This window comes from Azohydromonas australica DSM 1124 (assembly GCF_000430725.1).
GTDB classification, from domain to species: Bacteria; Pseudomonadota; Gammaproteobacteria; order Burkholderiales; family Burkholderiaceae_C; genus Azohydromonas; species Azohydromonas australica.
This window is the reverse complement of record NZ_KE387214.1, coordinates 111,382-133,897: the sequence shown is the minus strand read 5'-3', so window position 1 is coordinate 133,897 and position 22,516 is coordinate 111,382. Positions and strand designations below refer to the sequence as shown.

22 protein-coding genes are annotated in these 22,516 nt (G+C 71.6%); 16 read left to right on the top strand and 6 right to left on the bottom strand.

All coding sequences use genetic code 11. The features are described 5' to 3' along the window. Positions 1 to 180: 180 nt before the first annotated feature. Positions 181 to 1,890, top strand: a complete 1,710-nt coding sequence (locus H537_RS0135955) for a tannase/feruloyl esterase family alpha/beta hydrolase (protein ID WP_043461614.1) — start codon at positions 181 to 183, stop codon at positions 1,888 to 1,890. Positions 1,891 to 1,979: 89 nt separating this feature from the next. Continuing rightward, the gene (locus H537_RS0135950) at positions 1,980 to 3,101 is read left to right on the top strand and encodes a porin (protein WP_029001732.1); all 1,122 of its coding nucleotides are present in this window, start codon (positions 1,980 to 1,982) and stop codon (positions 3,099 to 3,101) included. Between the two features lie 504 nt (positions 3,102 to 3,605). Here the strand turns inward: H537_RS0135950 and H537_RS0135945 are convergent. The 3 genes from H537_RS0135945 to H537_RS47585 form a co-directional block, all read right to left on the bottom strand. Beyond that, entirely contained in the window at positions 3,606 to 4,745 is a 1,140-nt protein-coding gene (locus H537_RS0135945) for a branched-chain amino acid ABC transporter substrate-binding protein (RefSeq protein ID WP_029001731.1), read from the bottom strand. Between the two features lie 150 nt (positions 4,746 to 4,895). Then, positions 4,896 to 5,483: a hypothetical protein gene (locus H537_RS0135940; protein ID WP_029001730.1), complete on the bottom strand. Its 588-nt coding sequence runs from the start codon at positions 5,481 to 5,483 to the stop codon at positions 4,896 to 4,898. Then, a complete protein-coding gene (locus tag H537_RS47585; protein ID WP_169517164.1) occupies positions 5,480 to 6,055 on the bottom strand; it encodes an RNA polymerase sigma factor in 576 nt (191 codons plus the stop codon). The genes H537_RS0135940 and H537_RS47585 overlap by 4 nt, the downstream gene beginning before the upstream one ends. 94 nt (positions 6,056 to 6,149) lie before the next feature. On the opposite strand from H537_RS47585, the gene H537_RS0135930 reads away from it, so the two are divergent. The 3 genes from H537_RS0135930 to H537_RS0135920 all read left to right on the top strand — a co-directional run bounded on the left by H537_RS0135930 (position 6,150) and on the right by H537_RS0135920 (position 8,933). Further along, positions 6,150 to 6,902 (top strand): MBL fold metallo-hydrolase, encoded by a 753-nt coding sequence (locus H537_RS0135930; protein WP_029001729.1) that lies wholly within the window; start codon positions 6,150 to 6,152, stop codon positions 6,900 to 6,902. Positions 6,903 to 7,051: 149 nt separating this feature from the next. Beyond that, a complete protein-coding gene (locus tag H537_RS54760) occupies positions 7,052 to 7,315 on the top strand; it encodes a hypothetical protein (RefSeq protein WP_169517163.1) in 264 nt (87 codons plus the stop codon). 337 nt (positions 7,316 to 7,652) lie between these two features. After that, positions 7,653 to 8,933, top strand: coding sequence for a porin family protein (locus H537_RS0135920; RefSeq protein WP_169517162.1), 1,281 nt, complete (start codon positions 7,653 to 7,655; stop codon positions 8,931 to 8,933). 149 nt (positions 8,934 to 9,082) lie between these two features. Here H537_RS0135920 and H537_RS0135915 read toward each other — a convergent pair whose 3' ends face one another. Next, entirely contained in the window at positions 9,083 to 9,586 is a 504-nt protein-coding gene (locus H537_RS0135915; RefSeq protein WP_156902164.1) for a hypothetical protein, read from the bottom strand. Between the two features lie 385 nt (positions 9,587 to 9,971). Further along, the gene (locus H537_RS0135905; protein ID WP_029001726.1) at positions 9,972 to 11,348 is read right to left on the bottom strand and encodes an aminotransferase-like domain-containing protein; all 1,377 of its coding nucleotides are present in this window, start codon (positions 11,346 to 11,348) and stop codon (positions 9,972 to 9,974) included. Positions 11,349 to 11,717: 369 nt separating this feature from the next. Between H537_RS0135905 and H537_RS0135900 the strand changes: the two genes are divergently transcribed. From H537_RS0135900 to H537_RS0135860, 9 genes are all read left to right on the top strand, one after another. Next, on the top strand, positions 11,718 to 12,200 hold the full coding sequence (locus H537_RS0135900; RefSeq protein ID WP_029001725.1) for an MSMEG_0572/Sll0783 family nitrogen starvation response protein: 483 nt from the start codon (positions 11,718 to 11,720) through the stop codon (positions 12,198 to 12,200). Between the two features lie 13 nt (positions 12,201 to 12,213). After that, positions 12,214 to 13,248: a Nit6803 family nitrilase gene (locus H537_RS0135895; RefSeq protein WP_029001724.1), complete on the top strand. Its 1,035-nt coding sequence runs from the start codon at positions 12,214 to 12,216 to the stop codon at positions 13,246 to 13,248. Between the two features lie 90 nt (positions 13,249 to 13,338). Next, on the top strand, positions 13,339 to 14,421 hold the full coding sequence (locus tag H537_RS0135890) for an MSMEG_0568 family radical SAM protein (RefSeq protein WP_029001723.1): 1,083 nt from the start codon (positions 13,339 to 13,341) through the stop codon (positions 14,419 to 14,421). 15 nt (positions 14,422 to 14,436) lie between these two features. After that, positions 14,437 to 15,048, top strand: coding sequence for an MSMEG_0567/Sll0786 family nitrogen starvation N-acetyltransferase (locus tag H537_RS0135885; RefSeq protein WP_051244403.1), 612 nt, complete (start codon positions 14,437 to 14,439; stop codon positions 15,046 to 15,048). Beyond that, entirely contained in the window at positions 15,041 to 16,069 is a 1,029-nt protein-coding gene (locus tag H537_RS0135880; RefSeq protein ID WP_029001721.1) for a sll0787 family AIR synthase-like protein, read from the top strand. Before H537_RS0135885 ends, H537_RS0135880 begins: the two co-directional genes overlap by 8 nt. After that, entirely contained in the window at positions 16,066 to 17,277 is a 1,212-nt protein-coding gene (locus H537_RS0135875) for an MSMEG_0565 family glycosyltransferase (RefSeq protein WP_029001720.1), read from the top strand. The genes H537_RS0135880 and H537_RS0135875 overlap by 4 nt, the downstream gene beginning before the upstream one ends. Before the next feature lie 10 nt (positions 17,278 to 17,287). Continuing rightward, complete coding sequence (locus H537_RS0135870; RefSeq protein WP_029001719.1) at positions 17,288 to 17,581, top strand: MSMEG_0570 family nitrogen starvation response protein; 294 nt, start codon at positions 17,288 to 17,290, stop codon at positions 17,579 to 17,581. Between the two features lie 54 nt (positions 17,582 to 17,635). Beyond that, positions 17,636 to 18,946 carry an MSMEG_0569 family flavin-dependent oxidoreductase gene (locus tag H537_RS47575; RefSeq protein WP_051244399.1) on the top strand — a complete coding sequence of 437 codons (1,311 nt, stop codon included), beginning with the start codon at positions 17,636 to 17,638 and terminating at the stop codon, positions 18,944 to 18,946. A gap of 13 nt (positions 18,947 to 18,959) precedes the next feature. Next, complete coding sequence (locus H537_RS0135860) at positions 18,960 to 19,835, top strand: Pnap_2097 family protein (RefSeq protein ID WP_051244396.1); 876 nt, start codon at positions 18,960 to 18,962, stop codon at positions 19,833 to 19,835. A 24-nt stretch (positions 19,836 to 19,859) separates the two neighbouring features. Here the strand turns inward: H537_RS0135860 and H537_RS47570 are convergent, their stop codons facing one another. Beyond that, positions 19,860 to 20,993, bottom strand: coding sequence for a substrate-binding domain-containing protein (locus tag H537_RS47570; protein ID WP_051244393.1), 1,134 nt, complete (start codon positions 20,991 to 20,993; stop codon positions 19,860 to 19,862). A 178-nt stretch (positions 20,994 to 21,171) separates the two neighbouring features. Here H537_RS47570 and H537_RS47565 point away from each other — a divergent pair, with 178 nt between their 5' ends. Next, positions 21,172 to 21,660 carry a formate dehydrogenase subunit gamma gene (locus tag H537_RS47565; RefSeq protein WP_043461609.1) on the top strand — a complete coding sequence of 163 codons (489 nt, stop codon included), beginning with the start codon at positions 21,172 to 21,174 and terminating at the stop codon, positions 21,658 to 21,660. Beyond that, positions 21,657 to 22,516 (top strand): formate dehydrogenase beta subunit (locus H537_RS53920; RefSeq protein WP_502527951.1); only part of this gene is annotated, 860 nt, incomplete at its 3' end. The genes H537_RS47565 and H537_RS53920, both read left to right, overlap by 4 nt.

Below are 22,516 nucleotides of genomic sequence, written 5' to 3'. Positions count from 1 at the left end.
CTTGGTGTTTTCCCGGGTGCCTCCGTTGATGCACGTTTCGTCTTGATGCGGCTCAGGGCAATCCCGATGTTGAACATGAAAAACGTTTAATACCATTAACCAAGTGCCGGGGTCCGAAGCGGTGGTGAGGGACCACGCGGCGGACACACGGCGCTTCCAGAAGTACAGGAGACATCCTTCATGCGTTTCACAACCGGACCCGCGCTGCCCTTGGGGCTGGGCACCTTGGCCTTGCTGTCGCTGGCCGCCTGTGGCGGCGGCGACGATCCCGCGCCGGTACAACTGTCCGCCGCGCAGTCGGCGACGCTGCAGTCGTGCACGGCGCTGGCCACGGCCTTTTCCTTCCCGGGCACCACGATCACCGGTGCCACGGTGGCGCCCGTGGGCACGCTCACCAACGCCGGCAGCCCCGTGGGCGAGCACTGCGTCGTGACCGGCAAGATGAACGAGCGCGTCAGCGCCGTGGATGGGCAGACCTACGCCATCGGCTTCGAGATGCGCCTGCCCAAGGACTGGAGCGGACGCTTCCTCTACCAGGGCAATGGCGGTACCGACGGGGCGGTGGCGCCGGCCGTCGGCGGCTTCAGCGGCGGCGGCCCGCTGCAGAACGGGCTGCAGCAGGGCTTCGCCGTGATCAGCTCCGATGCCGGGCACAACGGCTCCCAGGTGCTGTTCGGCCTCGATCCCCAGGCCCGGCTGGACTACGGCTACCAGGCCGTGGGCGCGCTCACGCCGATGGCCAAGGCGCTCATCAAGGCGGCCTACGGCAAGGGACCGGACCGCTCCTACATCGGCGGCACGTCCAACGGCGGGCGGCACACCATGGTGGCCGCCGCGCGCTATGCGGACCAGTACGACGGCTTCGTGGCGCTGTCGCCCGGCTTCAACTTGCCCAAGGCCGCCGTGGCGCAGCTCTACGGTGCGCAGCAGTGGGCCAAGGTGGCGACCGACGTCAAGAACCTGGAAACGGCGCTGCCGCAGAACGAGCGCCAGCTGGTCGCCAACGCGATCCTGGCCAAGTGCGACGCGCTCGACGGTGCCGCCGACGGGCTGGTGCAGGACGTGGAGGCGTGCCGCACGGCCTTCGACGTGGTGCGCGACGTGCCGACCTGCATCGCCGCGCGCGACGGCACCTGCCTCACGCCGGCGCAGAAGTCCGCGGTGCAAAGCGTGTATGCGGGGGCGCGCAACAGCAAGGGTGAGGCGCTGTATTCGCGCTGGCCCTTCGACCCCGGCATGGCTGCCACGGGCTGGGCGGACTGGAAGTTCCGCAACTCGGTGGGCAACACGCGCGACCCGTTGGCCGTGGCGTTCATCTTCTCCTCGCCGCCCGCGAGCCCGAGCGTGCTCAGCGACACGCTGAGCTACGCGCTGAACTTCAACATGGACACGGACGCGCCGAAGATCTTCGCCACCAGCGGCGTGTACGCCGAGAGCGCGATGTCGTTCATGACGCCGCCCAACCCGACGAAGCTCGACACCCTGCGCGACCGCGGCGCCAAGATGATCGTCATCCACGGCAACTCGGATCCGGTGTTCTCGGTGGATGACACGACCGCGTGGTACGAGGGCCTGAACACGCAGTACGGCGGCAGGGCCGCCGAGTTCACCCGCTTCTTCCGCGTCCCGGGCATGGGCCACTCGCGCGGCGGCCCCGCCACGGACCAGTTCGATGCGCTCTCGGCCATCGTCAACTGGGTGGAAAAGGGCCAGGCGCCCGAGCGCATCGTGGCCTCGGCCCGCGGCGCGGGCAACGCGGGCGGCGTCAACGCCGACGTGCCCACGACTTGGGCGCCGAACCGCACCCGTCCGCTGTGCCCGTATCCGCAGGTCGCCCGCTACAACGGCAGCGGCAGCCTGGAGTCGGCCGACAGCTTCAGCTGCAAGTGAACGACACGGTGCCTGCGTTGCCAGGCACCGTCCATCACGCGCCGGGCAAGACGTCCGCCCGGCGCGGTCCCTCAGGAGGAGACATCAACATGAAGAAGACCTTGATCGCCGCGGCCCTCGCGGCCGCCGGCGTGGCCCACGCGCAGGCTCCCGCACCCAGCGTGCAGCTCTACGGCCTGATCGACACCGGCGTGGAGCGCATCACCAACGTCGGCGCCACCGGCGGCAGCCTCACGCGCATGCCCAACATCTCCGGCACGCTGCCCTCGCGCTGGGGCCTGCGCGGCAACGAGGACCTGGGCGGCGGGCTGCGCGCGGTGTTCACGCTGGAGTCCGGCTTCGGGCCGGACAACGGCGCGTCCGGGCAGGGCGGGCGGCTGTTCGGCCGCCAGGCGCTGGTGGGCCTGTCCGGCGGCTGGGGCACGGTCTCGCTGGGCCGGCAGTACACGATGCTGTTCTGGTCGCTGCTGGACGCCGACCAGCTCGGCCCCAACGTCTACGGCCTGGGCTCGCTGGACAGCTACATCCCCAACGCGCGCACCGACAACGCCATCACCTACCGCGGCAGCTTCAGCGGCGTGTCGGTGGGAGCGGGCTACAGCCTGGGCCGCGACACGGTCAACGCCGGGCCGAGCCCCGCGGGCACCAACTGCGCGGGCGAGAACGCCGCGGACAAGAGCGCCTGCCGCGAGTGGTCGGCGATGGTCAAGTACGACTCGCCGGTGTGGGGCGTGGCGCTGGCGGCCGACGAGCTGCGTGGCGGCGCCGGCGCCTTCGCCGGGCTGACCAACAGCGCGTTCAAGGACCAGCGCGTCACCCTCAACGGCTACGCGAAGTTTGGCCCGGTGAAGGTCACGGCCGGCGTGATCCGGCGCGACAACGACGGCGCGGCGCCGCTGTCGGCCGTCAACGGCGCGAGCGCGCGCAGCAACCTGTACTGGATCGGCGGCGCCTACAGCTTCTCGCAGGCCTTCGTGCTGGACGGCCAGATCCAGCGCCTGGACTTCAAGAACGGCGGCGACCAGTCCACGCTGACCGCGCTGCGCGGCTCCTACAGCTTCTCCAAGCGCACCATGGCCTACGTGCAGGCGGCGCACATCAGCAACGGCGCGCGGCTGGCCATCTCGGTGAGCTCCGGCCAGCCCGGCAGCAACCCGCTGGCCGGCGGCTCGCAGAACGCCTTCATGGTGGGCATGCGCCACTCGTTCTGAAGTCGTTGACGCGGGGCCAAGCCGCGCACGGCTCCGCGTCTCTTCGTTGGCATCGCGGTACAACATACGCGATCCCAACGATTCTCCGAGTGCTCTCCGCTTCGTTTGATCGCCCTGCCTATGCGGGGCGTTTTTTCTGGGGCGCGCCGTGGAAGGGAACGGGAGATGGGATCTAGGAAGATCCAGAAATACCGCGTGGCAAGAACGGAGGAGTGCGCTTGTGCGGACCGTTCTGGACGAATCGCGTATGTTGTTTTCCAGCTTCCCGGTGCCCTACTGGTATGCCGCCGGCCGGGCGGCCGCATTCAATTCGAGACCGGGACGCCGTACCGCCGTGGGCGCCTTCAAAGACGCGGCGTCCAGCCCACAGGCACAGGAAGCAACGTCACACGCCCGTCGCCATCAGTTGACATAAGTGTTATTGAAGCGCCAACAGCGACAGGACCCTGCGCGGGAAAAATGACCGCGCCGGCGGTCGATCTCCGGCGCGGTCCCGTCCTGCTGTCAGCGCACCACGCCCAGCTCGGCGCGCTCGCCGCCGCGGTAGGTGTAAAGCGTCAGCGCGCCGTTCTTGACGTCGCCCTTGGCGTCGAAGGCGATGTTGCCGGTCACGCCCTTGTGAGAGATGCCCGCCAGCACCGGCAGGTACTTGGCCGGCTCAGCCGAGCCGGCCTTGACCATGGCTTCGGCCATCACCATCGTGGCGTCATAGGTGTAGGGCGCGTAGATCTGCACCTCGGTGCCGAACTTCTTCTTGTAGTCGGCGCGGAACTTGTCCATGGTCGCCTTCTGCGAAGCGTCCACGCCGCCGGCGACGGCGCAGGTCACCACGTTGTCGCCCAGCGAGCCGGCGGCCAGCTTGGGCAGCTCGGCGGTGCACACGCCGTCGCCGCCCATGAACTTGGCGTTGATGCCCAACTGCTTCATCTGGCGCAGCATCGGGCCGCCCACCGCGTCCATGCCGCCGAAGAAGACCACGTCCGGCTTGGCCGCCTTGACGGAGGTCAGGATGGCGGTGAAGTCGGTGGCCTTGTCGTTGGTGAACTCGTGCTTGGCGATGTTGGCGCCGGCCGCCTTGGCGCTCTTCTCGAACTCGTTGGCCACGCCCTGGCCATAGGCGGTGCGGTCGTCGATCACGACGATGGTCTTGGCCTTGAGCTGCTCCACCGCGTAGCGGCCCAGCGTGCCGCCGAGCTGCGCGTCGTTGGCCACCACGCGGAAGGCGGTCTTGTAGCCCTGGGCGGTGTAGCGGGGGTTGGTCACCGACGGGGCGATCTGCGGGATGCCGGCATCGCTGTAGATGCGGGACGCGGGGATCGCCGTGCCGGAGTTGAGGTGGCCCACCACGCCGTTGACCTTGGAGTCCACCAGCTTCTGCGCCGCGGCGGTGCCCTGCTTGGGATCGCCGGCGTCGTCCTCGGCCAGCAGCTCGAAGCGGGCCTTCTTGCCGCCGATGCTCACGCCCTTGGCGTTGAGCTCGTCGATCGCCATGCGCACGCCGTTCTCGTTGTCCTTGCCCAGGTGGGCGGCGGGGCCGCTGGTGGCGGCCACGTGGCCGATCTTGACCACCAGATCCTGGGCCAGCGTGGCCTGGGCGACACAGGCCAGCGCGGCCACGGCGGAAAGCTTGAGTGCGGAATTCATGCGGAAATGGGATGTGGAAATTGACGAGGCGCCTGTCGGCGCCTCGGATGTGAACGACACCGGGCGTGGAAACCCGGGGGCGGAAGTGTAAGTCGCCCTCGCCAAGACCCAGGCGGGCCCACTGGATAGCGACCGGCGTGCAGCCGGGCCTCAGGCGCCCGCCGCGTCCCCGGCGGCGCTGTGATGGAAGGTGTAATGGCCGATCTCCCGCGCGTCCTCGCCCTGCACGGCCAGCAGCCGCACGCGCATGCGGTGCGTCGGCAGCCGGCGCACGGCGGCCACCGGCGACACCCACACCACGACGCCGCTGCCGGGATCGAAAGGCACGTCGCGCAGCCAGAGGGTGTCGCCGCCGAAGCTGAAGTCCGCCGCCAGGTCCAGCTGCGGCACGCCCGCCAGCGGTGCCCGCAGCGTGCCCACCAGCACCTCGTCCTCCGGCGCGACGCTGCACGCGACGCTGCCGTTGCACGGCACCTCGTAGCGGCGCACCCGCAGCCCCTTCTCGACGAGCCGGTCGACGAAGCCGGCCCCCACCACGGCGCCGACCTGCCCGCCGGCGAACAGCCCGCGCACGCCGCGCACCAGGGCCACGACGCCGTCGAGTGCCTCACCGCAGGCGTCGCAGCGCAGCAGGTGCGCGTCGATGGCGTCCGTGGCCGCGTCGTCCGTGTCGCCGAACCAGTAGTCGAGCAGCCGCTCCAGGCCCGGGTGGGCGCCGGCCGGATTCGAAGCCGTCATGCCGCGCTCCTGCCGGCTTCGACGCAGGCGCGCAGCCGGCCGATGCCGCGATGGCGGATCACGCGCACGTTGCCCGCGCTCAGACCCAGCTGCGCCCCCACCTCCTGCGCGGGCCGCTCCTCGTAGAAGCTCAGCAGCAGCACGGCGCGCTCGCGCTCGGCCAGCCGCTGCAGGCAGTCGGCCAGGCGTTCCTGGTCCAGGCGCGGCGCCTCGGCGATGTCGGCGATCTCCAGCTCCGCGCCGTGGCGCTGCAGCAGCTGCTCGCGCCGGTGCGTGCCGCGGCGCAGCTCCAGCACCGTCATGCGGCACGCGCCGAGCACGAAGGACACCACGCGCTCGGGCTCGCGCACCGCACCCCCGCGCAACTGCTCGATGGTCAGCGCCATCACGTGCTGCATCAGGTCCGCCGCGGCGTGGTCGTCACGCAGGTGGCGCAGCCCGTAGCGGCGCACCCGCGGCGCCAGCCGGCGGTAGAGTTCGCCCTCCGCCTGCGCCGCCGCGCCCGGCGGCGACGCGGCAATCTGCCGCGCCAGCAGCGCCTCGACGCCGTCTTCGTGCTCCCGTGCGTCCATGAAGGCCAGCATAGCGAGCGCACGGCCCCCTCAAAAGAGGGTGTAACGTCCGCCCGCCTCGCGCCACTTCCTGCAGTCACTCACAGGAGGCCCCATGGTCACCGATTCCCAGCAAGGCACCCGCATCGACGAGATCGCGCCGGACATCTACCGCATCCACACGCCGGTCCAGCTGCCCGGCGGGCAAGCCTTCAGCTTCAACCAGTACCTGCTGGTGGACGACGACGCGCTGCTGTTCCACACCGGGCCGCGCAAGATGTTCCCGCTGGTCAGCGAAGCCATCGCCCGCGTGCTGCCGCTGCAGCGGCTGCGCTGGATCGGCCTGTCGCACGTCGAAGCCGACGAGTGCGGGGCCATGAACGAGTTCCTTGCGGCGGCACCCCAGGCCACGCCGCTGTGCGGCCAGGTGGCGGCCCTCGTGTCCGTGAACGACCTGGCGGACCGGCCGGCACACGCGCTGGCCGATGGCGAGACGCTGTCGCTGGGCCGGCACGCCGTGCGCTGGTTCGACACCCCGCACACGCCCCACGGCTGGGAATGCGGCCTGATGCTCGACACCACCACCCGCACCTTCTTCTGCGGCGACCTCTTCACCCAGCCCGGCACGGGCGACCTGCCGCTGTGCGAGAGCGACATCCTCGGCCCCAGCGAAGCCTTCCGGCAGGCCATGGACTACTTCGCCCATGCGCCCCAGACCGCCACGACGCTGCAGCGGCTGGCGGACCAGATGCCGCACACGCTGGCCTGCATGCACGGCAGCGCCTGGCACGGCGACGCCGGCGCACTGTTGCGCGCGCTGGCAACCCGCTTGACGGCACCGGCGAGCGAGGCCGCCGCCCAGGGCTGAACGCTACTCCCGCCGTCCACGGCACGGGTCTCGCGCCGTGGCCCGGCGGCCTCTGGGCGGCGCCGCCGACCCTTCGAATCGGGGTGTGTTCGCGGAAACTTTGCTTGCGGTAGATACATTCAGGAAGTTGCATCTACGAGAGCAAGCCTGTGAACCCTTTCGCGCAGCTCGTATCTCCCCAGTCCCAGGTTGAAGCCATCGCGGCATCCGCGGAACTCAGCCAGTTGCCCACCCACTTCTACCGGCCGCTGGATGCGGACTACGGGCGCTGGAAGAAAGCGCCGGAGCCTCAGGTTCCGCCCCGCCCGCTCAAGCAACCCGTCGTCTGGCCGGGCGCTACGGCACGCGCCCTGCCGGAGCAGCGGCGCGACTGGAACGCGCCGCCCCTGCCCGGCACCGGCCTGCGCCGATAAGCGGGCCCCGCGCCGGGCCCAGGCGCCCGTCGAACCGGGCCGTTGCAAAGCGATCGTTGCGCTTGACGACGAATCGTTACCTGGCCCGCACCGCGCCACGGCCGCTCCCTGCCGTGCCGCCGTTTCCGCTCATGAGTGGCGCGCCGCGAAGGGCGCCCGCGAGGCCTCCCGGGCCGGCCGCGTCGCGGCGCGAAAGCGACACCCGCGCCGGTTGGCCCGCGCGGGTGTTCTACGATCGGCCTTACCGTCGTTGGCACGGACCACTCAAGTCACGCGGCATCTGAACCTCACTCCATCGAAGGTTCGTGCCGCAAGCATCCACAGAGGGAGATTCGTGATGCCTCGCACCTCGCAAGGGCCGTATTTGCGCATGGCCGGTTTTGCGCTGTTGTCGGTCGCTTCAGCGGCCCAGGCGCAACCCAATGGCACCGGCCCGAACTCGGAGTTCTCCTCGCCCTGGTACCTCGGCGCCTCGCTGGCCCGGGCGCATGACTCCAACGTCTACCGCCTGCCCGAGGCGCTGGGGCCGGTGAGCGATTCCTACACCACGGCCAGCCTCCTGGCCGGCCTGGACCAGCCCATCGGCCGCCAGCGCCTGTTCGCCGACGTGGCGCTGCGCAGGCAGGACTTCCAGCACCTGTCCGAGCTGGACAACAACGGCTACGGCGTCAATGCCGGCGTGGACTGGGAAACGGTCGGGCAGATGTCGGGCAACCTGAAGTTCGGCGCCGAGAAGTCGCTGGCCAGCTACGGCTCGCCCTTCGTCACGGACCCCACCGTGCAGCGCCAGCGCAACATCCTCAAGGAGCGCACCTTCGAGCTCAGCGCGCAGCGCGGCACGATGGCCAACACGCTGCAGCCCTTCGCCGCCTACACCTACCGCAACACCGACTACTCGGCCACGGCCTTCCAGTTCCGCGACAACACCCGCCATGGCCTGCGCGCCGGCTTGCGCTGGCGTCCCAGCGACCGGCTGATGCTGGGCGTGGCGCTGGCCGAGGCCCGGGGCAAGTACCCGAACTCCTTCCTGCCAGGCGGCGTGATCGGCTCCGACGAGTACAAGAGCCACGGCATCGACCTGCTGGGCGACTGGACGATCAGCGGCGCCAGCAGCCTCAACGGCCGCCTCGGCTACGAGAAGCGAAGCTACGACGCGGGCTCGCGGCCCGATTTCAACGGCTTCAACGGCCTGCTGCGCTGGCGCTGGCAGCCCACGGGCAAGCTGATGTTCACCACCTCGCTGGTGCGCGACGCGGACGACACGGACCGCCTGCTCCCGGCCACCGGCACCGACCTGACAGCCGCGGGCTCGCGCGTCACGAACTCGCTGCTCCTGGAAGGCACCTGGAACGCCACCGCCAAGGTCAGCCTCAACGCGAACTACCGCTACAGCGACCGCAAGCTGGTCAACCCCGTGCTCAGCGCCGTGGGAACGCCGCAGACCCGCACCGGCAGCGACAAGACCCGCCTGGCCAGCGTCGGCGTGAACTGGGCCGTCACCCACAACGTCTCGCTGGGCTGCAACGTCGGCCGCCAGACGCGCAGCGTCGACTCCGACCTGAGCTACCCCTACAAGGCCAACACGGTCAGCTGCCAGGTGCAGGGACTGCTGCGCTGACCTGACCGGCGCCCCGGGCCGCGCGGGAGCGCGGCGCCGGGGCCTGGCGCGCCCATGGCGGCGAACTCCCCATCGCATGGAGTTGGCGTGAAGGCGCCGCGCCGCATGGAAAAGTGGCAGCCGTCGGCCTGTTGAATTGGCCTTTTGCATCACCCCCTCAATTCGGCACAAATATCCCTGGTCCTCCCGTTGAAGCTTTGGACGATGAATGCGCCCGAGGTATTGACGAGATATACGAGCCTGCCGATATACAGCACTGTCGAGGGCCCGGCAGGCACGTCGGTCGGAAACAGCACGACCAGGTTGTGCCCGGTCGAGCTCACGGTCTGGGTGCCATCCGCGTTCAATCTGGTGGACATGACGGACCCGGGCGTGGGCAGCGTGAGCCGCTTGCCCGTATCCAGGTTCGTTAAAACCAGGTCGAATCCCTTGCCGGCCTGCAAAATCCTGAGCTTGTTTCCATCCCGGTCGTAAAACTCCTTGAGAATCAGGTTGCCTCCCGTCTGGGCGATCCGCAGTTCAAACTCGCAACCCAGGCCTGCCGGCACGTCGAAGACCTGCGGCTCCGGTGACTCAGGTTTTTGTGCGAAAGAAATGCCGGAATTGGCTGCAACCATGACCATTGCGGCCAACACGGCGTGTCGAGCATTCATGGCATTCTCCGGTGGCTTGGCTGGTAAAAATGAACCGTACCCATTGGCCTTGCGCGTACGGGCAAGGAAATCATGGGCCGGCCATTGGCGAGGCGGACAACCACATGCAACGTCTGCCCAACAACATTTCGCGCACGGAGTCGTGCGGCGCCTCCTCGGCCACCTGCATTAGCTGGCAGGGCGGAATCGAGGACGATTAATCCACCGAGCGCCCTGGTAACAATCCAATTATTTCCTGACGCAAGCGCCTTGATATTCCCGATCCGCGCGACTTTCATAACCGCGGCGGCCATCGCGCAAAGCGCCATCCCGCGCCGGTCGTTGATGTCCATCCGGCGGTTGAGCCGGTTGTCGCCCGGCAGGCTCGCGACGGCAGCGGGAATATTCAGGCATCGGCTTGAACCGCCTCCGCCACCGCCTGCAGCGCCCGCCCGCAGTCGTCGCGCGTGAGCGCGCCGCCCAGGCACAGCCGCAGTCCCTCGGGTGGCTGGCGGTCGGTGGAGAAGGCGCTGGCCGCCACCGCCGCCACGCCCAGCGACTGCAGCGAGGCCGCCAGCCCCGCCGCGACGCAGCGGCCGTCCTCGGCCGGTGCCAGCGGCAGCCAGGCGTGAAAGCCGTTGGGCTGCGTGCACACGCCCAGCGCGCCCAGCCGCTCGCGCATCAGCGCACTGCGCCACGCGCACTCGGCGCGGATCGCCAGCAGCACCTCCGCGCCATGCCCCTGCTCCAGCCAGTCGGCCACCACCGCGTTGATGAAGGGCGAGGCCATCACCGTGGTGGCGCGCAGCGCGCCGGCCAGGCGCTGCGCCGTCGCCACCGTGGGCGCGAGCACCTGCGCCGTGCGCAGCCCGGCTCCCAGCCACTTCGAGAAGCCGCTGATGTAGTACGTGAGTTCCGGCGCCAGCTCGGCCAGCGGCGGCGGCGTGGCCGCGGGCAGCATGCCGTAGGCGTCGTCCTCGATCACCGGCACGCTGTAGCGCAGCGCGATGTCGGCCAGCCGCTCGCGGCGGCGGATGGGCAGCGTCGCGGTGGTGGGGTTGTGCAGGTTCGGGCACAGGTACAGCGCCCCCACCGGCGCGCTGCGGCAGGCGGCCTCGAAGGACTCGGGGCGCAGGCCCTGCTCGTCCATCTCCAGCGGGTGCAGCTGCACGTTGAGGTGCGCCGCGATGGCCTTCAGCCCCGGATAGACCAGCGGCTCCACGCACAGGCTCTGCCCCTTCTTCACCAGCAGCGACACCAGCGCCAGCAGCACCGCATGGATGCCCGGCGCCACCAGCACGCGCTCGGCCGCGGCCTCGGGCACCCACTGGCGCAGCCACGCCGCGGCCAGCGAGCGGTCGCGCGCCGTGCCGCCGAAGTCCTGGTAGCGCATCAGGTCGTGCAGCGGCGTGGCGGCGATGGCGGCGGCGGCGCTGTCCTGCAGCGCCCGCAACGCCGGGTGCTCCTCGATCTCCGGCGGCAGGTTCATCGTCATCTCGGCGCCGGTGCCCGCGCGCAGCGGCAGCCCGATGAAGGAGCCGCGCACGTAGGAGCCCAGCCCAGGCCGCGAGGCGACCAGCCCGCGCTGGCGCGCCTCGGCGAAGCCGCGCACCACGGTCGTGTAGTTGAGCTCCAGCTTCAGCGCCAGGTCGCGCAGCGGCGGCAGCCGCTCGCGCGGCGCCAGCCGGCCCTGCTGCAGGTCCTCGGCAATCAGCTCCGGAATGAGTTGGTAGGCGGGCAGCGTGCTGCCCCGCAGGCGCGCAAGCCAATGGGTGAACGGCATGACGACAGGGCCGCGCGGGCCGGATGGGCGGGACTTCATATCCGCAGGAAGCATGCCGGTTGCAGCGCCTGATCGCAGCGCCGGCCCGCCTTGAGGCTGGTCAATCGCGGTGCATGCGCGCCCTTGATCGGATGCATTGATTGCATCGGCGCGCGTCCGCTCCTGGTGCGCGCGCCCGCGGCGGGCCCGGTGCGCCGGTCGGACCGCGCCGGCGCCGTTTCCCCGTGTTGATTGCACCTTGGTTGCATGCGCGCCGCCGGCCGTGGCATGCGCGTCGCAATGGGTTCCAGCGTCCGGCCCGCGCCGGGCACGACGGGAAGAGGCCGATGTCCGGCCCGCCACCCGGTTCACAACCCAACGAGGAACACCATGCCCAAGGTCACCCATCCCGCCGCCCAGAAGGGCGATTTCCTGGTCGATTACGAAGAGAAGGTGTTCGAGGACGTGAAGGCCGAGCCCGGCGAGAAGGCGCTGGTGACCTTCCACACCGTGGCCTTCGAGGGCTCCATCGGCCTGGTGAACCTCCTGCAAGCCACGCGGCTGCAGCGCAAGGGCTTCGAGACATCCGTCCTCCTCTACGGCCCGGGCGTGACGCTGGGGGTCAAGCGCGGCTTCCCGAAGCTGGGCGACGAGGCCTTCCCCGGCCACCAGAACTTCAACAACCAGATCACGAAGTTCATCGCCGAGGGCGGCAAGGTCTACGCCTGCCGCTTCGCGCTGCAGGCGCTGTACGGCCACGGCGAGGGTGCGCTGATCGAGGGCATCCGCCCCATCAACCCGCTGGACGTGCTGGACCTGGTGCTGCTGCATCGCAAGGCCGGCGCCTTCATCCTCGACACCTGGACCCTGTAAGCGGAGCACCGGCATGGCTGACACGAAGCGCAAGTCGGTGCGGGCCGCCGCGGCCCAGATCGCCCCCGACCTGGACAGCGCCGACGGAACCACCGCGCGCGTGCTGGAGACCCTCCGCGACGCCGCGCGCCAGGGGGTGGAGCTGATCGTCTTCCCCGAGACCTTCGTCCCCTACTACCCCTACTTCTCCTTCGTGTGGCCGCCCGTGCTGCAGGGCCCGGCGCACCTGCAACTGATGGAGCGCGCGCCCACCGTGCCGGGGCCGATGGCGGATGCCGTCTCGGCCGCCGCGCGCGAGGCCGGCATGGTGGTGGTGCTGGGCGTGAACGAGCGCGACCACGGCAGCCTCTACAACACGCAGCTGGTCTTCGACGCCGACGGCGCGCTGCTGCTCAAGCGCCGCAAGCTCACGCCCACCTACCACGAGCGCATGGTCTGGGGCCAGGGCGACGGCAGCGGGCTCAAGGCCGTGGACACGCGCGTGGGCCGCGTGGGCGCGCTGGCCTGCTGGGAGCACTACAACCCGCTGGCGCGCTACGCGCTCATGGCCGAGCACGAGGAGATCCACTGCGCGCAGTTCCCGGGCTCCCTCGTCGGCCCGATCTTTGCGGACCAGATGGGTGTGACGATCCGGCACCACGCGCTGGAGTCGGGCTGTTTCGTGGTCAACGCCACGGGCTGGCTGCGCGACGACCAGGTGCGCGCCATCACGCCGGACGAGAAGCTGCAGGGCGCGCTGCGCGGCGGCTGCCACAGCGCCATCGTCTCGCCCGAAGGCAAGTACCTGGCCGAACCGCTGACCGAGGGCGAGGGGCTGGTGATCGCCGACCTGGACCTGGCGCTCATCGCCAAGCGCAAGCGGATGATGGACTCGGTGGGCCACTACGCCCGCCCCGAGCTGCTGAGCCTGGCCATCCACCGCGAGCCGGCCGCCACCACGCAGCCGCTGCATCCGCCGACGCCCCAGGTTGTGGGCGCAACGGCGCCGGATGAATCGCCTTCCGCCCTGCCCCTCGCCCCGGCCGACGCGCTGCGGCGGGTGGCCTGACTCCCCACCGACACCCAAGGACTCGCCATGACCGAGCTCGCCCTTGTCACGCCCGCCGCCCCCCAGGACCCTGCCGCCACGCGCCGCCTGATGACGGAACTGCAGTCGCAGGGCCTGCGGCTGCTCGATCCGGGCAGCGGCGCGCCCAGCCGCCGCGGCGGCGCCGGGCCTTCGGACCACAAGGCCGTCACGGTGGACGGCGTGACGCTCATGGTGCCGGTGCACACCGCCACCGCGTTCTCGTCTCCCTTCGTCGCCGACGCGCCCGGGCCCGACGGACGCAGCACCCTGCGCCGCGGCCACATCCCGATCGCCAGCATCGCCTTCCCCACGTTGCCGCGCTTCTACGCCCGCAGCACGGCCGACGGCATTCCGTACAGCCACATCGCCACGCTGCACGGCGCCGACGTGCTCGCCACCACGGTGCTGCAGACCTGCATCCGCTACGAGAGCCGGCGCAAGGCCTGCCGCTTCTGCGCCATCGGCCAGTCGCTGGCGGCGGGACGCACCATCGCCCGCAAGACGCCGCAGCAGCTGGCCGAGGTCGCCCAGGCGGCCGTGGAGCTGGACGGCGTGAAGCACATGGTGATGACCACCGGCACGCCGCCCACGCCGGACCGCGGCGCGCGCGTGCTGTGCGAGAGCGCGCAGGCGGTGAAGGCCGCGGTGGAGCTGCCGCTGCAGGCCCAGTGCGAGCCGCCCGACACCGACGCCTGGTTCCAGCGCCTGAAGGACGCGGGCGTGGACACGCTGGGCATGCACCTGGAGGTCGTCGGCGAAGCCCTGCGCCAGCGCCTGATGCCCGGCAAGGCCGAGGTGCCGCTGCAGCGCTACTGGGACGCCTTCGAGGCGGCCGTGGCGGTGTTCGGGCGCGGGCAGGTGTCCACGTACCTGCTCGCCGGCCTGGGCGACTCGGCCGAGACGCTGCTGGCCACCAGCGAGCGGTTGCTGAAGCTGGGCGTCTATCCCTTCGTGGTGCCGTTCGTGCCCATCAGCGGCACGCCGCTGGAGGACTACCCCGCGCCACCGGCCGAGTTTATGCGCAGCGTGCTGGAGCCGCTGGGCCGCCTGGTGGCGGAGGCGGGCCTGAGCGCCGGCGACATCAAGGCCGGCTGCGGGCGCTGCGCCGCCTGCTCCACGCTGTCGCGCTACGAGGCGCCGCTGGCGGCCTGAACCGGGAGCACGTGCATGAGCCTCGCCACGTTCCCCGCTCCCGCCGCCGCGGCGCTGCCGCCCTGGTGCGAACTGCCCACCGCCTTCGAGCCGCAGGAGTTCCGCGTCCAGTGGGCCAGCGGGCCCTGGATGCAGGCCCAGGCGCTGGCGCTGCGGCGCCAGGTGTTCTGCGAGGAGCAGCGCCTGTTCAGCGGCGACGACCTGGACGCCATCGACCTGCACGAGCGCAGCGCGCGGCTGCTGGTGGCGCTCTCGTGCTGGGGCGGGCAGCCCGACGAGGTGGTCGGCACGGTGCGCATCCACGAGGAAGCGCCGGGCCGCTGGTGGGGCTCGCGCCTGGCGGTGCGGCACGACTGGCGCCGGCACGGGGCCTTGGGCAGCACGCTCATCCGCCTGGCGGTCAGCAGCGCGCACGCCTGCGGCTGCAGCGAGTTCCTGGCCCACGTGCAGGCCCAGAACGTCCCCCTGTTCCGCCGGCTGCGCTGGCAGGTGCGGGAGGAGCTGACGCTGCACGGCTGCGCCCACGCGCTCATGCGCGCGGACCTCGCGCACTACCCGCCCTGCGCCACGCCCTACGCGGGCTTCGTGCTGGCGCAGGGCGCCATCCGGGGAGCGCGGCATGGCTGAGCTCCAGGCCCTGGTCGCCGCCCTGCGCGCCAGCCGCGGCTTCCAGCACAAGGGCGACATCGCTGCCGTACTGCGCCGGCTGGAGCAGCCCACCCCCGGCGCACCCACCACCGTGCCCAACGGCGACGACTGCGCCGTGCTGCCCGACGGCGCCGGCGGCTACCAGCTGCTGGCCATCGAGGGCCTGGTGCAGGACTTCGTCCAGGCCTCGCCCTGGTTCGCCGGCTACAGCGCCGTGATGGTCAACCTCAGCGACGTGGCGGCCATGGGCGGGCGCCCCGTGGCTGTCGTGGATGCGCTGTGGAGCAGCGACGAAGCGCAGGCCGCCGACGTCATCGCCGGCATGCGCGCCGCCTGCGAGCGCTACGCCGTGCCGCTGGTGGGCGGCCACACCAACCTGCGCAGCACCGGCGCGCAGCTGGCGGTCGCCGTGCTGGGCCACGCGCGCCGGCTGATCTCCAGCTTCGCCGCCCGCCCCGGCGACCGGCTGCTGATGGCGGTGGACCTGCGCGGCCACTGGCACGGCGCGTATCCCTTCTGGAACGCCTCCACCGAAGCCCCGCCTATCCGCCTGCGCGAGGACCTGGCCCTGCTGCCCGCCCTGGCCGAGGACGGCCTGTGCGACGCCGGCAAGGACATCAGCATGGCCGGCGCGCTCGGCACCGCGCTGATGCTGCTGGAGTGCTCCGGCGTCGGGGCGCGCATCGCACTGGACCGGCTGCCGCGCCCGGCCGAGGTGCCGCCCTGGCGCGCCGGCGGCGAAGCGGCTGAGGGGGCGCGGCTGCGCTGGCTGAGCGCCTTTCCCAGCTTCGGCTACCTGCTGAGCGTGCGGCCGGAACACGCCGCCGCGGTGGCCCGGCGTTTTACCGAGCGCGGCATCGCCTGCGAGGACGTCGGTGAGGTCACCGCAAGCCGGCGCGTGCTGCTGTCCCTGGCCGATCCTGCAGGCAGCGCGCCGCGCGAGGCCGAGCTGTGGAACCTGGCCGGCGAGGGCTTCATGACCGGGCGGAGGGCGGCATGAGCGCTGTGCTGCGCATCGCCCTGCTGACGCACTCGGTGCTGCCGCGCGGCGGCGTGGTGCACACGCTGGAGCTGGCCGAGGCGCTGGCCGCGCGCGGCCACGCCGTCACCGTCATCGCGCCGGCCGAGCCTGGCCAGCAGCTCTTTCGCCGCGTCGCCTGCCCGGTGGCGCTAGTGCCGCTGCAACCCGTCTCGGGCGACCTGGTGGCGCAGGTGGCGCAGCGCATCGCCGGCCTGGAGTCGGGCCTGCCCGCGCTGCTGGCGGCCGGCCGCTTCGACCTGCTGCACGCGCAGGACAGCCTCAGCGGCAACGCGCTGGCCACGCTGGCGTCGCGCGACGCCGGCCTGCCGCCCTGGGTGCGCACCGTGCACCACCTGGACGATTTCACGCAGCCGCAGCTCGCCGCCTGGCAGGCGCGCGCGTGGCGCGCCGCGCACGCCGTCGCCTGCGTGAGCGACACCTGGTGCGAGCGACTGCGGCGCGAGCACGGCGCGGTCGCCCGGCGCGTGTTCAACGGCGTGAACCTGCAGCGCTTCCATCCGCAGGCCACGCCGGAGGACGCCCGCGCGCTCCAGGCGCTGGGGCTGCCCGGCGACGGCGCGCCGCTGTGCCTGGCCGTGGGCGGCATCGAGCAGCGCAAGAACAGCCCACGCCTGCTGCGCGCCTTCGCGCGGCTGCGGTCGTCGCACCCGGACTGGGCCGAGGCCCGGCTCGTGATGGCCGGCGGCGCCAGCCTGCTGGACCACGGCCCAGCGCTGCGCGGCTGGAGCACCGCCCTGCGCGAGCTGGGCCTGGACGAGGGCCCCGGCGCGGCGGTGTGGCGCACAGGCCCGCTGCCGGATGCAACCCTGCCCGCGCTCATGCGCCGCGCGCAGGTGCTCGCCATGCCATCGCTGGTCGAGGGCTTCGGACTGGTGGCGCTGGAGGCGCTGGCCTGCGGCACGCCGGTGCTGGTGTCGCGCCGCCCGCCTTTCACCGAGCACCTGGCCGGCTGCCCGGCCGTGGCCTGGTGCGACCCGGAAGACGAGCTCTCCATCGCCCAGGGCCTGCGCCAGGCGGCGGCCCTGCCGCGTCCCGCCACGCCGCCGCCGGTGTGCCTGGACCACGCCTGGGCCCGCAGCGCCGCGCTGCACGAGGCCTGGTACCGCGAGGTGCTGGCCGGAGCTGCAGCGCCCGCCGACCTCCTCCCCGCTCTCTCCACCTCCTGAAAGGACGCGCATGCCCGCCATGCACTACACGCTGCGCTGGCCCGACGCCAGCGAAAGCACCTGCTACTCGCCCTCGCTGGTGATCCAGGACTACTTCCAGGTCGGCCAGGCCTACCCCCTGGACGACTTCATCCAGCGCCTGCGCGAGGCCACAGCCATCGCCAACGAGCGCGTGCAGGCGAAGTTCGGCTTCGTGTGCTCGCGCGCCGGCGACCAGCTGGCCTTGCTCGAAGACCAGGTGCGGCGCTGGACCAGCCACGAGGACGCCCGCGTCGCGGTCCTCGCCTTCGGCCCGGCGCACTGACGCTCCTCCCTCTCCCGTTTTCCCGTTTCCGAGTCCGCAACCGAGACCGCAACCATGAGCACCACCCCTTCCCCCGCCCCGGCCGAGCTGGCCCCGCACTACCCCGTCGTCGTGGTCGGCGGCGGGCAGGCCGGCCTGTCCACCAGCCACTACCTCAAGCAGCAAGGCATCGCGCACGTCGTGCTGGAGAAGCGCCGCGTCGGGCATTCCTGGCGCAGCGAGCGTTGGGACAGCTTCTGCCTGGTGACGCCCAACTGGCAGTGCCGGCTGCCCGACTTCCCCTACGCCGGCCCGGAGCCCCAGGGCTTCATGCTGCGCGACCAGATCGTGGCCTACCTGGAGGCCTTCGCCGCCCGGGTGCAGCCGCCGCTGATCGAGGGCGTGGCCGTGACGCGCGTGAGCCGCCACGTGTCGGGCGCCTTCGAGGTGGACACCTCCATCGGCCGCTGCCTGGCGGACCACGTGGTGGTGGCCACCGGCGGCTATGACATCCCCATCGTGCCGCCCTGCGCCCACGGGCTGCCGGACAGCATCACGCAGGTGCACTCGGTGGCCTACCGCAACCCGGCACAGCTGCCGCCGGGGGAGGTGCTGGTGGTGGGCTCGGGACAGTCGGGCGTGCAGATCATGGAAGACCTGCACCTGGCCGGGCGCAAGGTGCACCTGGCGGTCGGTTCGGCGCCGCGCTCGCCGCGCGTGTACCGCGGGCGCGAGGCCACCGAGTGGCTGCACGAGATGGGCTTCTACGAGCTGACCGTGGACCGGCATCCGCTGGGCGACGAGGCGCGCCACAAGACGAACCACTACATGACGGGCCGCGACGGCGGGCACGAGATCGACCTGCGCCGCTTCGCGCTCGAAGGCGTGAAGCTCTACGGCACGCTCGCCGACATCCGCGGCGGCGTGGTGGGCTTCAAGGCCGACCTCACGCGCAACCTCGACGAGGCCGACGAGGTGTACTGCAGCATCCGGCGCGACATCGACGCCTACATCGCGCGCGCGGGCATCGAGGCACCCGAGGAAGCGCCGTTCCACAAGGCGTGGGTGCCGCAGGGCGATCCGGAGCAGCTGGACCTGCAGGCCGCGGGCATCACGAGCATCGTCTGGGCCATCGGCTTCCGCGCCGACTACCGCTGGATCGACCTGCCCGCCTTCGACGGCCGGGGCCACCCGCGCTTCACGCGCGGCGTGTCGCCCGTGCCGGGGCTGTATTTCCTGGGGCTGCCGTGGCTGAACACCTGGGGTTCAGGGCGCTTCCTGGGCGTGGCGGACGACGCACGGCACCTGGTGGACGTGATCCGGCAGCGGCTGGGCGACGCGCGGGAGGGCGTGAACACCGAGGCCGCGCAGGCGGTGGCGGCCTGAGGCGGGGGCCGCCATGACGGGCAGCGCGATCGCTCTCCAGTGGCCGGCCGCGGCCGCCGCGTGCGCGTTGGCGCCGGCGGAGGTCGTGGTCGGCATGCCGCAGATGAACAGCCTGGGCCTGTCGGAGAACTGGCTGCTCAAGGAAGCCGGCGACCGGCACTGGCGCCACCTGGCGGCCCGCCTGGGCAGCCGGCCCGGCGACCTGCGCGACGCCGCCGGGCGCCGCGTCTATGCCGCCTTCACGCAAGTACACCTGCGCGACGCGCGGCTGCCGCTGGCGCGGGAGGACCAGCGGCTGCAATTCCAGCTGCGCGGCACGCCGGTGGGCCGCTCGCAGCACTACAGCCGGTTGGCACTGATGGGGCCCGAGGGCAGCCTGGCGCGGCTGGAGCTGCTGTCGGTGTTCGTGGTGCGCGAGCGCGCGGGCGACAACCATTCCGTGGTGCGGGTGCCCATGGCCGAGGCCGGCGGCGCTGCCGACGCGGCCTTCTCAGAGGAGGCCGCGGCCTGTGCCGAGGCCGCGCGCGCGGTGCGCGGCGGGACGTGGAGCGAGCGCTTTGGCGTCGGGCCCGAGGCTGAGGCGCTGGCGGTGCAGGCGGTGCGGCCGTGCCCGTATGGCGATTTCAACGGTGCCGGGCTGCTGTACTTCGCCAGCTTCCAGGCGCTGGCGGACCGCGCGCACGGGGCATGGGGACTGGCGGACGGGCGCGCCTCCGTGCGGGAGCGGCAGATCGTCTTCCACGGCAACCTCAACGTCGGCGAGACGCTGGAGCTGCGGCTGCTGGCACACCGGCCGGCCGGGCGCGGGCGCGGGCACTGGAGCTGGACGCAAGTGCGGCGTGCCGCGGACGGGAAGGTCGTGGCGGACATGGCGGTGCACTGGGGATAGGCCAAGGCCGCGCTTTGCCGGCGCTCAGGCGCCGCGATTCGCTTGCCGAATCCCTGATGCCAGCGTCCCCTCACCAAAGCCCGGCCCGTTCAACGCCGCAAACGCCTCCTCCAGCTTCAGCACCTGTCCGGCGATGGCCGCGTCGTAGCCCGGCAGCGCGTCCAGCAGTTGCCTGAAAGCCGGGTCGCGCAGCGCGGCGAGCACCTGCTGCACCGCCGGCGTGTCCACCAGCGGGCTGCGGCACAGCAGGAAGTAGCGCTCGCTGGCCAGCGGCACGAAGTCCAGCTTGAACTGGCGCGCCGGCGTTTCCACGCCAAAGCCCACGTCGGCCATGCCGCTGGCCACGTAGGCCGCCACCGCGGCGTGCGTGTACTCGCCATGCTCGAAGCCGGCGATGGCCGCCGTGGGGAAGCCGCCCGCCTTGAGCAGCGCCTCCAGCAGCAGCCGCGTGCCCGAGCCCGCCTGGCGGTTGATGAAGCGCACGTCCTCGCGCTGCAGGTCCGCCAGCGAGAAGACTTCCTTGGGATTGCCGGCGCGCACCATCAGGCCCTGGCGCCGCGTGGCGATGTCGATCACGGCCAGGTCCTCGCCGCCCAGCCACTGCGCGTAGTGCGCCAGCACCACGTCCTGCATCGGCCCGATGGGCAGGTGGAAGCCCGCGAGGTCGCACTCGCCGTCGTGCACCGCCGCCGCGGCCGTCGAGCAGTTGCCGTAGGTCAGCTCGGTGCGCAGCCCGTCCACGCGCAGCCGCTCCACCAGCCGCTCCACCGCGAAGCCATGGCTGGCATGCAGGCGCAGCAGTGGCGTGGACTCGCGCAGCGCACGGCCCAGCTCGGCCGCCAGCTCCGAGGCCAGCGTGTCCAGCGAGGGCTTGAGCCGGGCGTGGATGCGGTGGTCGGCCCAGACGATCTTCTCGCCCAGCTCCGTGAGCGTGGAGCCCTTGCCGCGCTCCATGTGCAGCAGCGGGGCGCCGAACTGCGCCTCGCCTTGCCGCACCAGGTCCCACGCATGCCGGTAGGACAAGCCCAGCCGCTTGGCGGCCATGAGCAGGCTGCCCTGGGCATGCACCTGCACCAGCAGTTCGATCAGCCGCATGGACAGCGCCACACCGTCGGCATCCTGGATCGTCCACGCGGGACGTATTGCAATGTCTTTCATAAGGGTCCGTGCTTAGGAGGCGAAGCTCCGATGCATAGGGCGTCTCGCCTCATATTGCGAGCGTAACGAAGAGCCGGGACCATGCGCTCCCAACAGCGGTACGGATGCGCTTTCAACCAGGGAGCGACGCACCGCGGCCTGCCGAGAGAGGCAGGCGCTGACAGGCCATGGCGGGCTCATGAACACGACTCCATCTCCCGATAAGACCGATGCGGCGCGCATCGACGCGCTGATCGAGGCGCACCGGCACCGGCCCGGCGCGCTGCTGCCGCTGCTGCACGCGGTGCAGGACGCGCTGGGCTGCATCCCGGCCGATACCGTGCCGCGCATCGCCGCCGCGCTGAACCTCTCGCGCGCCGAGGTGCATGGCGTCGTCAGCTACTACCACCACTTCCGCAGCGAGCCGGCCGGGCGCCACGTGGTGCAGGTCTGCCGCGCCGAGGCCTGCCAGGCCTGCGGCGCCGACGAGCTGCTGGCGCAGGCCGAAGCGCTGCTGGGCTGCAAGTCGCATTCGACGCGTAGCGACGGCGCCGTCACGCTGGAGCCGGTGTACTGCCTGGGGCTGTGCGCGTCCTCGCCGGCGGTGCAGATCGGCGAGAAGCTGCACGCACGCGTCACGCCCGCCAAGCTGCAGCGCCTGGCGCAAGCCCTGGAGATCGCGCGATGAAGCCGGTGAAGCTCTACGTGCCGCGCGACTCGGCCGCGCTGGCCGCCGGCGCCGACGAGGTGGCCGCCGCGCTGTTGTCCGAATGCGCGCGCCGCGGGCAGGCCGTCGAGATTGTGCGCAACGGCTCGCGCGGCCTGTTCTGGCTGGAGCCGCTGGTGGAGGTGGAAACACCCGCCGGCCGCGTGGCCTACGGCCCGGTCGGCGAGGAGGACGTGCCCGCGCTGCTCGATGCCGGGCTGCCCGAAGGCGGCGCCCATGCGCTGTGCCACGGGCTCACGGAACGCATTCCGTACCTCGCGCGCCAGGAGCGCCTGACCTTCGCGCGCATGGGCGTGACCGACCCCGTGTCGCTGGAGGACTACGCCGCGCACGGCGGCTGGGCCGGCCTGCGCCGGGCGCTGGACCTGGACGCCGCGGCCGTCGTGCAGGCGGTGCTGGACTCGGGCCTGCGCGGCCGCGGCGGCGCGGCCTTCCCGGCGGGCATCAAGTGGCGCACGGTGCTGCAGGCGCAAGCAGCTCAGAAGTACGTGGTGTGCAATGCCGACGAGGGCGACTCGGGCACCTTCTCCGACCGCATGACGATGGAAGGCGACCCGTACATGCTCATCGAGGGCATGGCGATCGCCGCGCTGGCCGTGGGCGCGAGCCAGGGCTACATCTACATCCGCTCGGAGTACCCGCATGCGCTGGCGACGATGGACGAGGCCATCGCACGCGCCACGGCGGCCGGGTTCCTGGGCGACGACGTGCTGGGCAGCGGCCGGCGCTTCCACCTGGAGACGCGCAAGGCCGCCGGTGCCTACGTCTGCGGCGAGGAGACGGCGATGCTGGAGAGCATCGAGGGCAAGCGCGGCAT

Coding starts and splice junctions, on each gene's coding strand:
- H537_RS0135900 (WP_029001725.1), top strand. CDS start 11,718: ATGCCCAAGGTCACCCATCCCGCCGCCCAGAAGGGCGATTTCCTGGTC.
- H537_RS47570 (WP_051244393.1), bottom strand. CDS start 20,993: ATGAAAGACATTGCAATACGTCCCGCGTGGACGATCCAGGATGCCGAC.
- H537_RS0135860 (WP_051244396.1), top strand. CDS start 18,960: ATGACGGGCAGCGCGATCGCTCTCCAGTGGCCGGCCGCGGCCGCCGCG.
- H537_RS0135875 (WP_029001720.1), top strand. CDS start 16,066: ATGAGCGCTGTGCTGCGCATCGCCCTGCTGACGCACTCGGTGCTGCCG.
- H537_RS0135955 (WP_043461614.1), top strand. CDS start 181: ATGCGTTTCACAACCGGACCCGCGCTGCCCTTGGGGCTGGGCACCTTG.
- H537_RS0135915 (WP_156902164.1), bottom strand. CDS start 9,586: ATGAATGCTCGACACGCCGTGTTGGCCGCAATGGTCATGGTTGCAGCC.
- H537_RS0135940 (WP_029001730.1), bottom strand. CDS start 5,483: ATGACGGCTTCGAATCCGGCCGGCGCCCACCCGGGCCTGGAGCGGCTG.
- H537_RS0135880 (WP_029001721.1), top strand. CDS start 15,041: ATGGCTGAGCTCCAGGCCCTGGTCGCCGCCCTGCGCGCCAGCCGCGGC.
- H537_RS0135930 (WP_029001729.1), top strand. CDS start 6,150: ATGGTCACCGATTCCCAGCAAGGCACCCGCATCGACGAGATCGCGCCG.
- H537_RS0135945 (WP_029001731.1), bottom strand. CDS start 4,745: ATGAATTCCGCACTCAAGCTTTCCGCCGTGGCCGCGCTGGCCTGTGTC.
- H537_RS0135895 (WP_029001724.1), top strand. CDS start 12,214: ATGGCTGACACGAAGCGCAAGTCGGTGCGGGCCGCCGCGGCCCAGATC.
- H537_RS0135885 (WP_051244403.1), top strand. CDS start 14,437: ATGAGCCTCGCCACGTTCCCCGCTCCCGCCGCCGCGGCGCTGCCGCCC.
- H537_RS47585 (WP_169517164.1), bottom strand. CDS start 6,055: ATGGACGCACGGGAGCACGAAGACGGCGTCGAGGCGCTGCTGGCGCGG.
- H537_RS0135870 (WP_029001719.1), top strand. CDS start 17,288: ATGCCCGCCATGCACTACACGCTGCGCTGGCCCGACGCCAGCGAAAGC.
- H537_RS0135905 (WP_029001726.1), bottom strand. CDS start 11,348: ATGCCGTTCACCCATTGGCTTGCGCGCCTGCGGGGCAGCACGCTGCCC.
- H537_RS47575 (WP_051244399.1), top strand. CDS start 17,636: ATGAGCACCACCCCTTCCCCCGCCCCGGCCGAGCTGGCCCCGCACTAC.
- H537_RS0135950 (WP_029001732.1), top strand. CDS start 1,980: ATGAAGAAGACCTTGATCGCCGCGGCCCTCGCGGCCGCCGGCGTGGCC.
- H537_RS0135920 (WP_169517162.1), top strand. CDS start 7,653: ATGCCTCGCACCTCGCAAGGGCCGTATTTGCGCATGGCCGGTTTTGCG.
- H537_RS47565 (WP_043461609.1), top strand. CDS start 21,172: ATGAACACGACTCCATCTCCCGATAAGACCGATGCGGCGCGCATCGAC.
- H537_RS0135890 (WP_029001723.1), top strand. CDS start 13,339: ATGACGGAACTGCAGTCGCAGGGCCTGCGGCTGCTCGATCCGGGCAGC.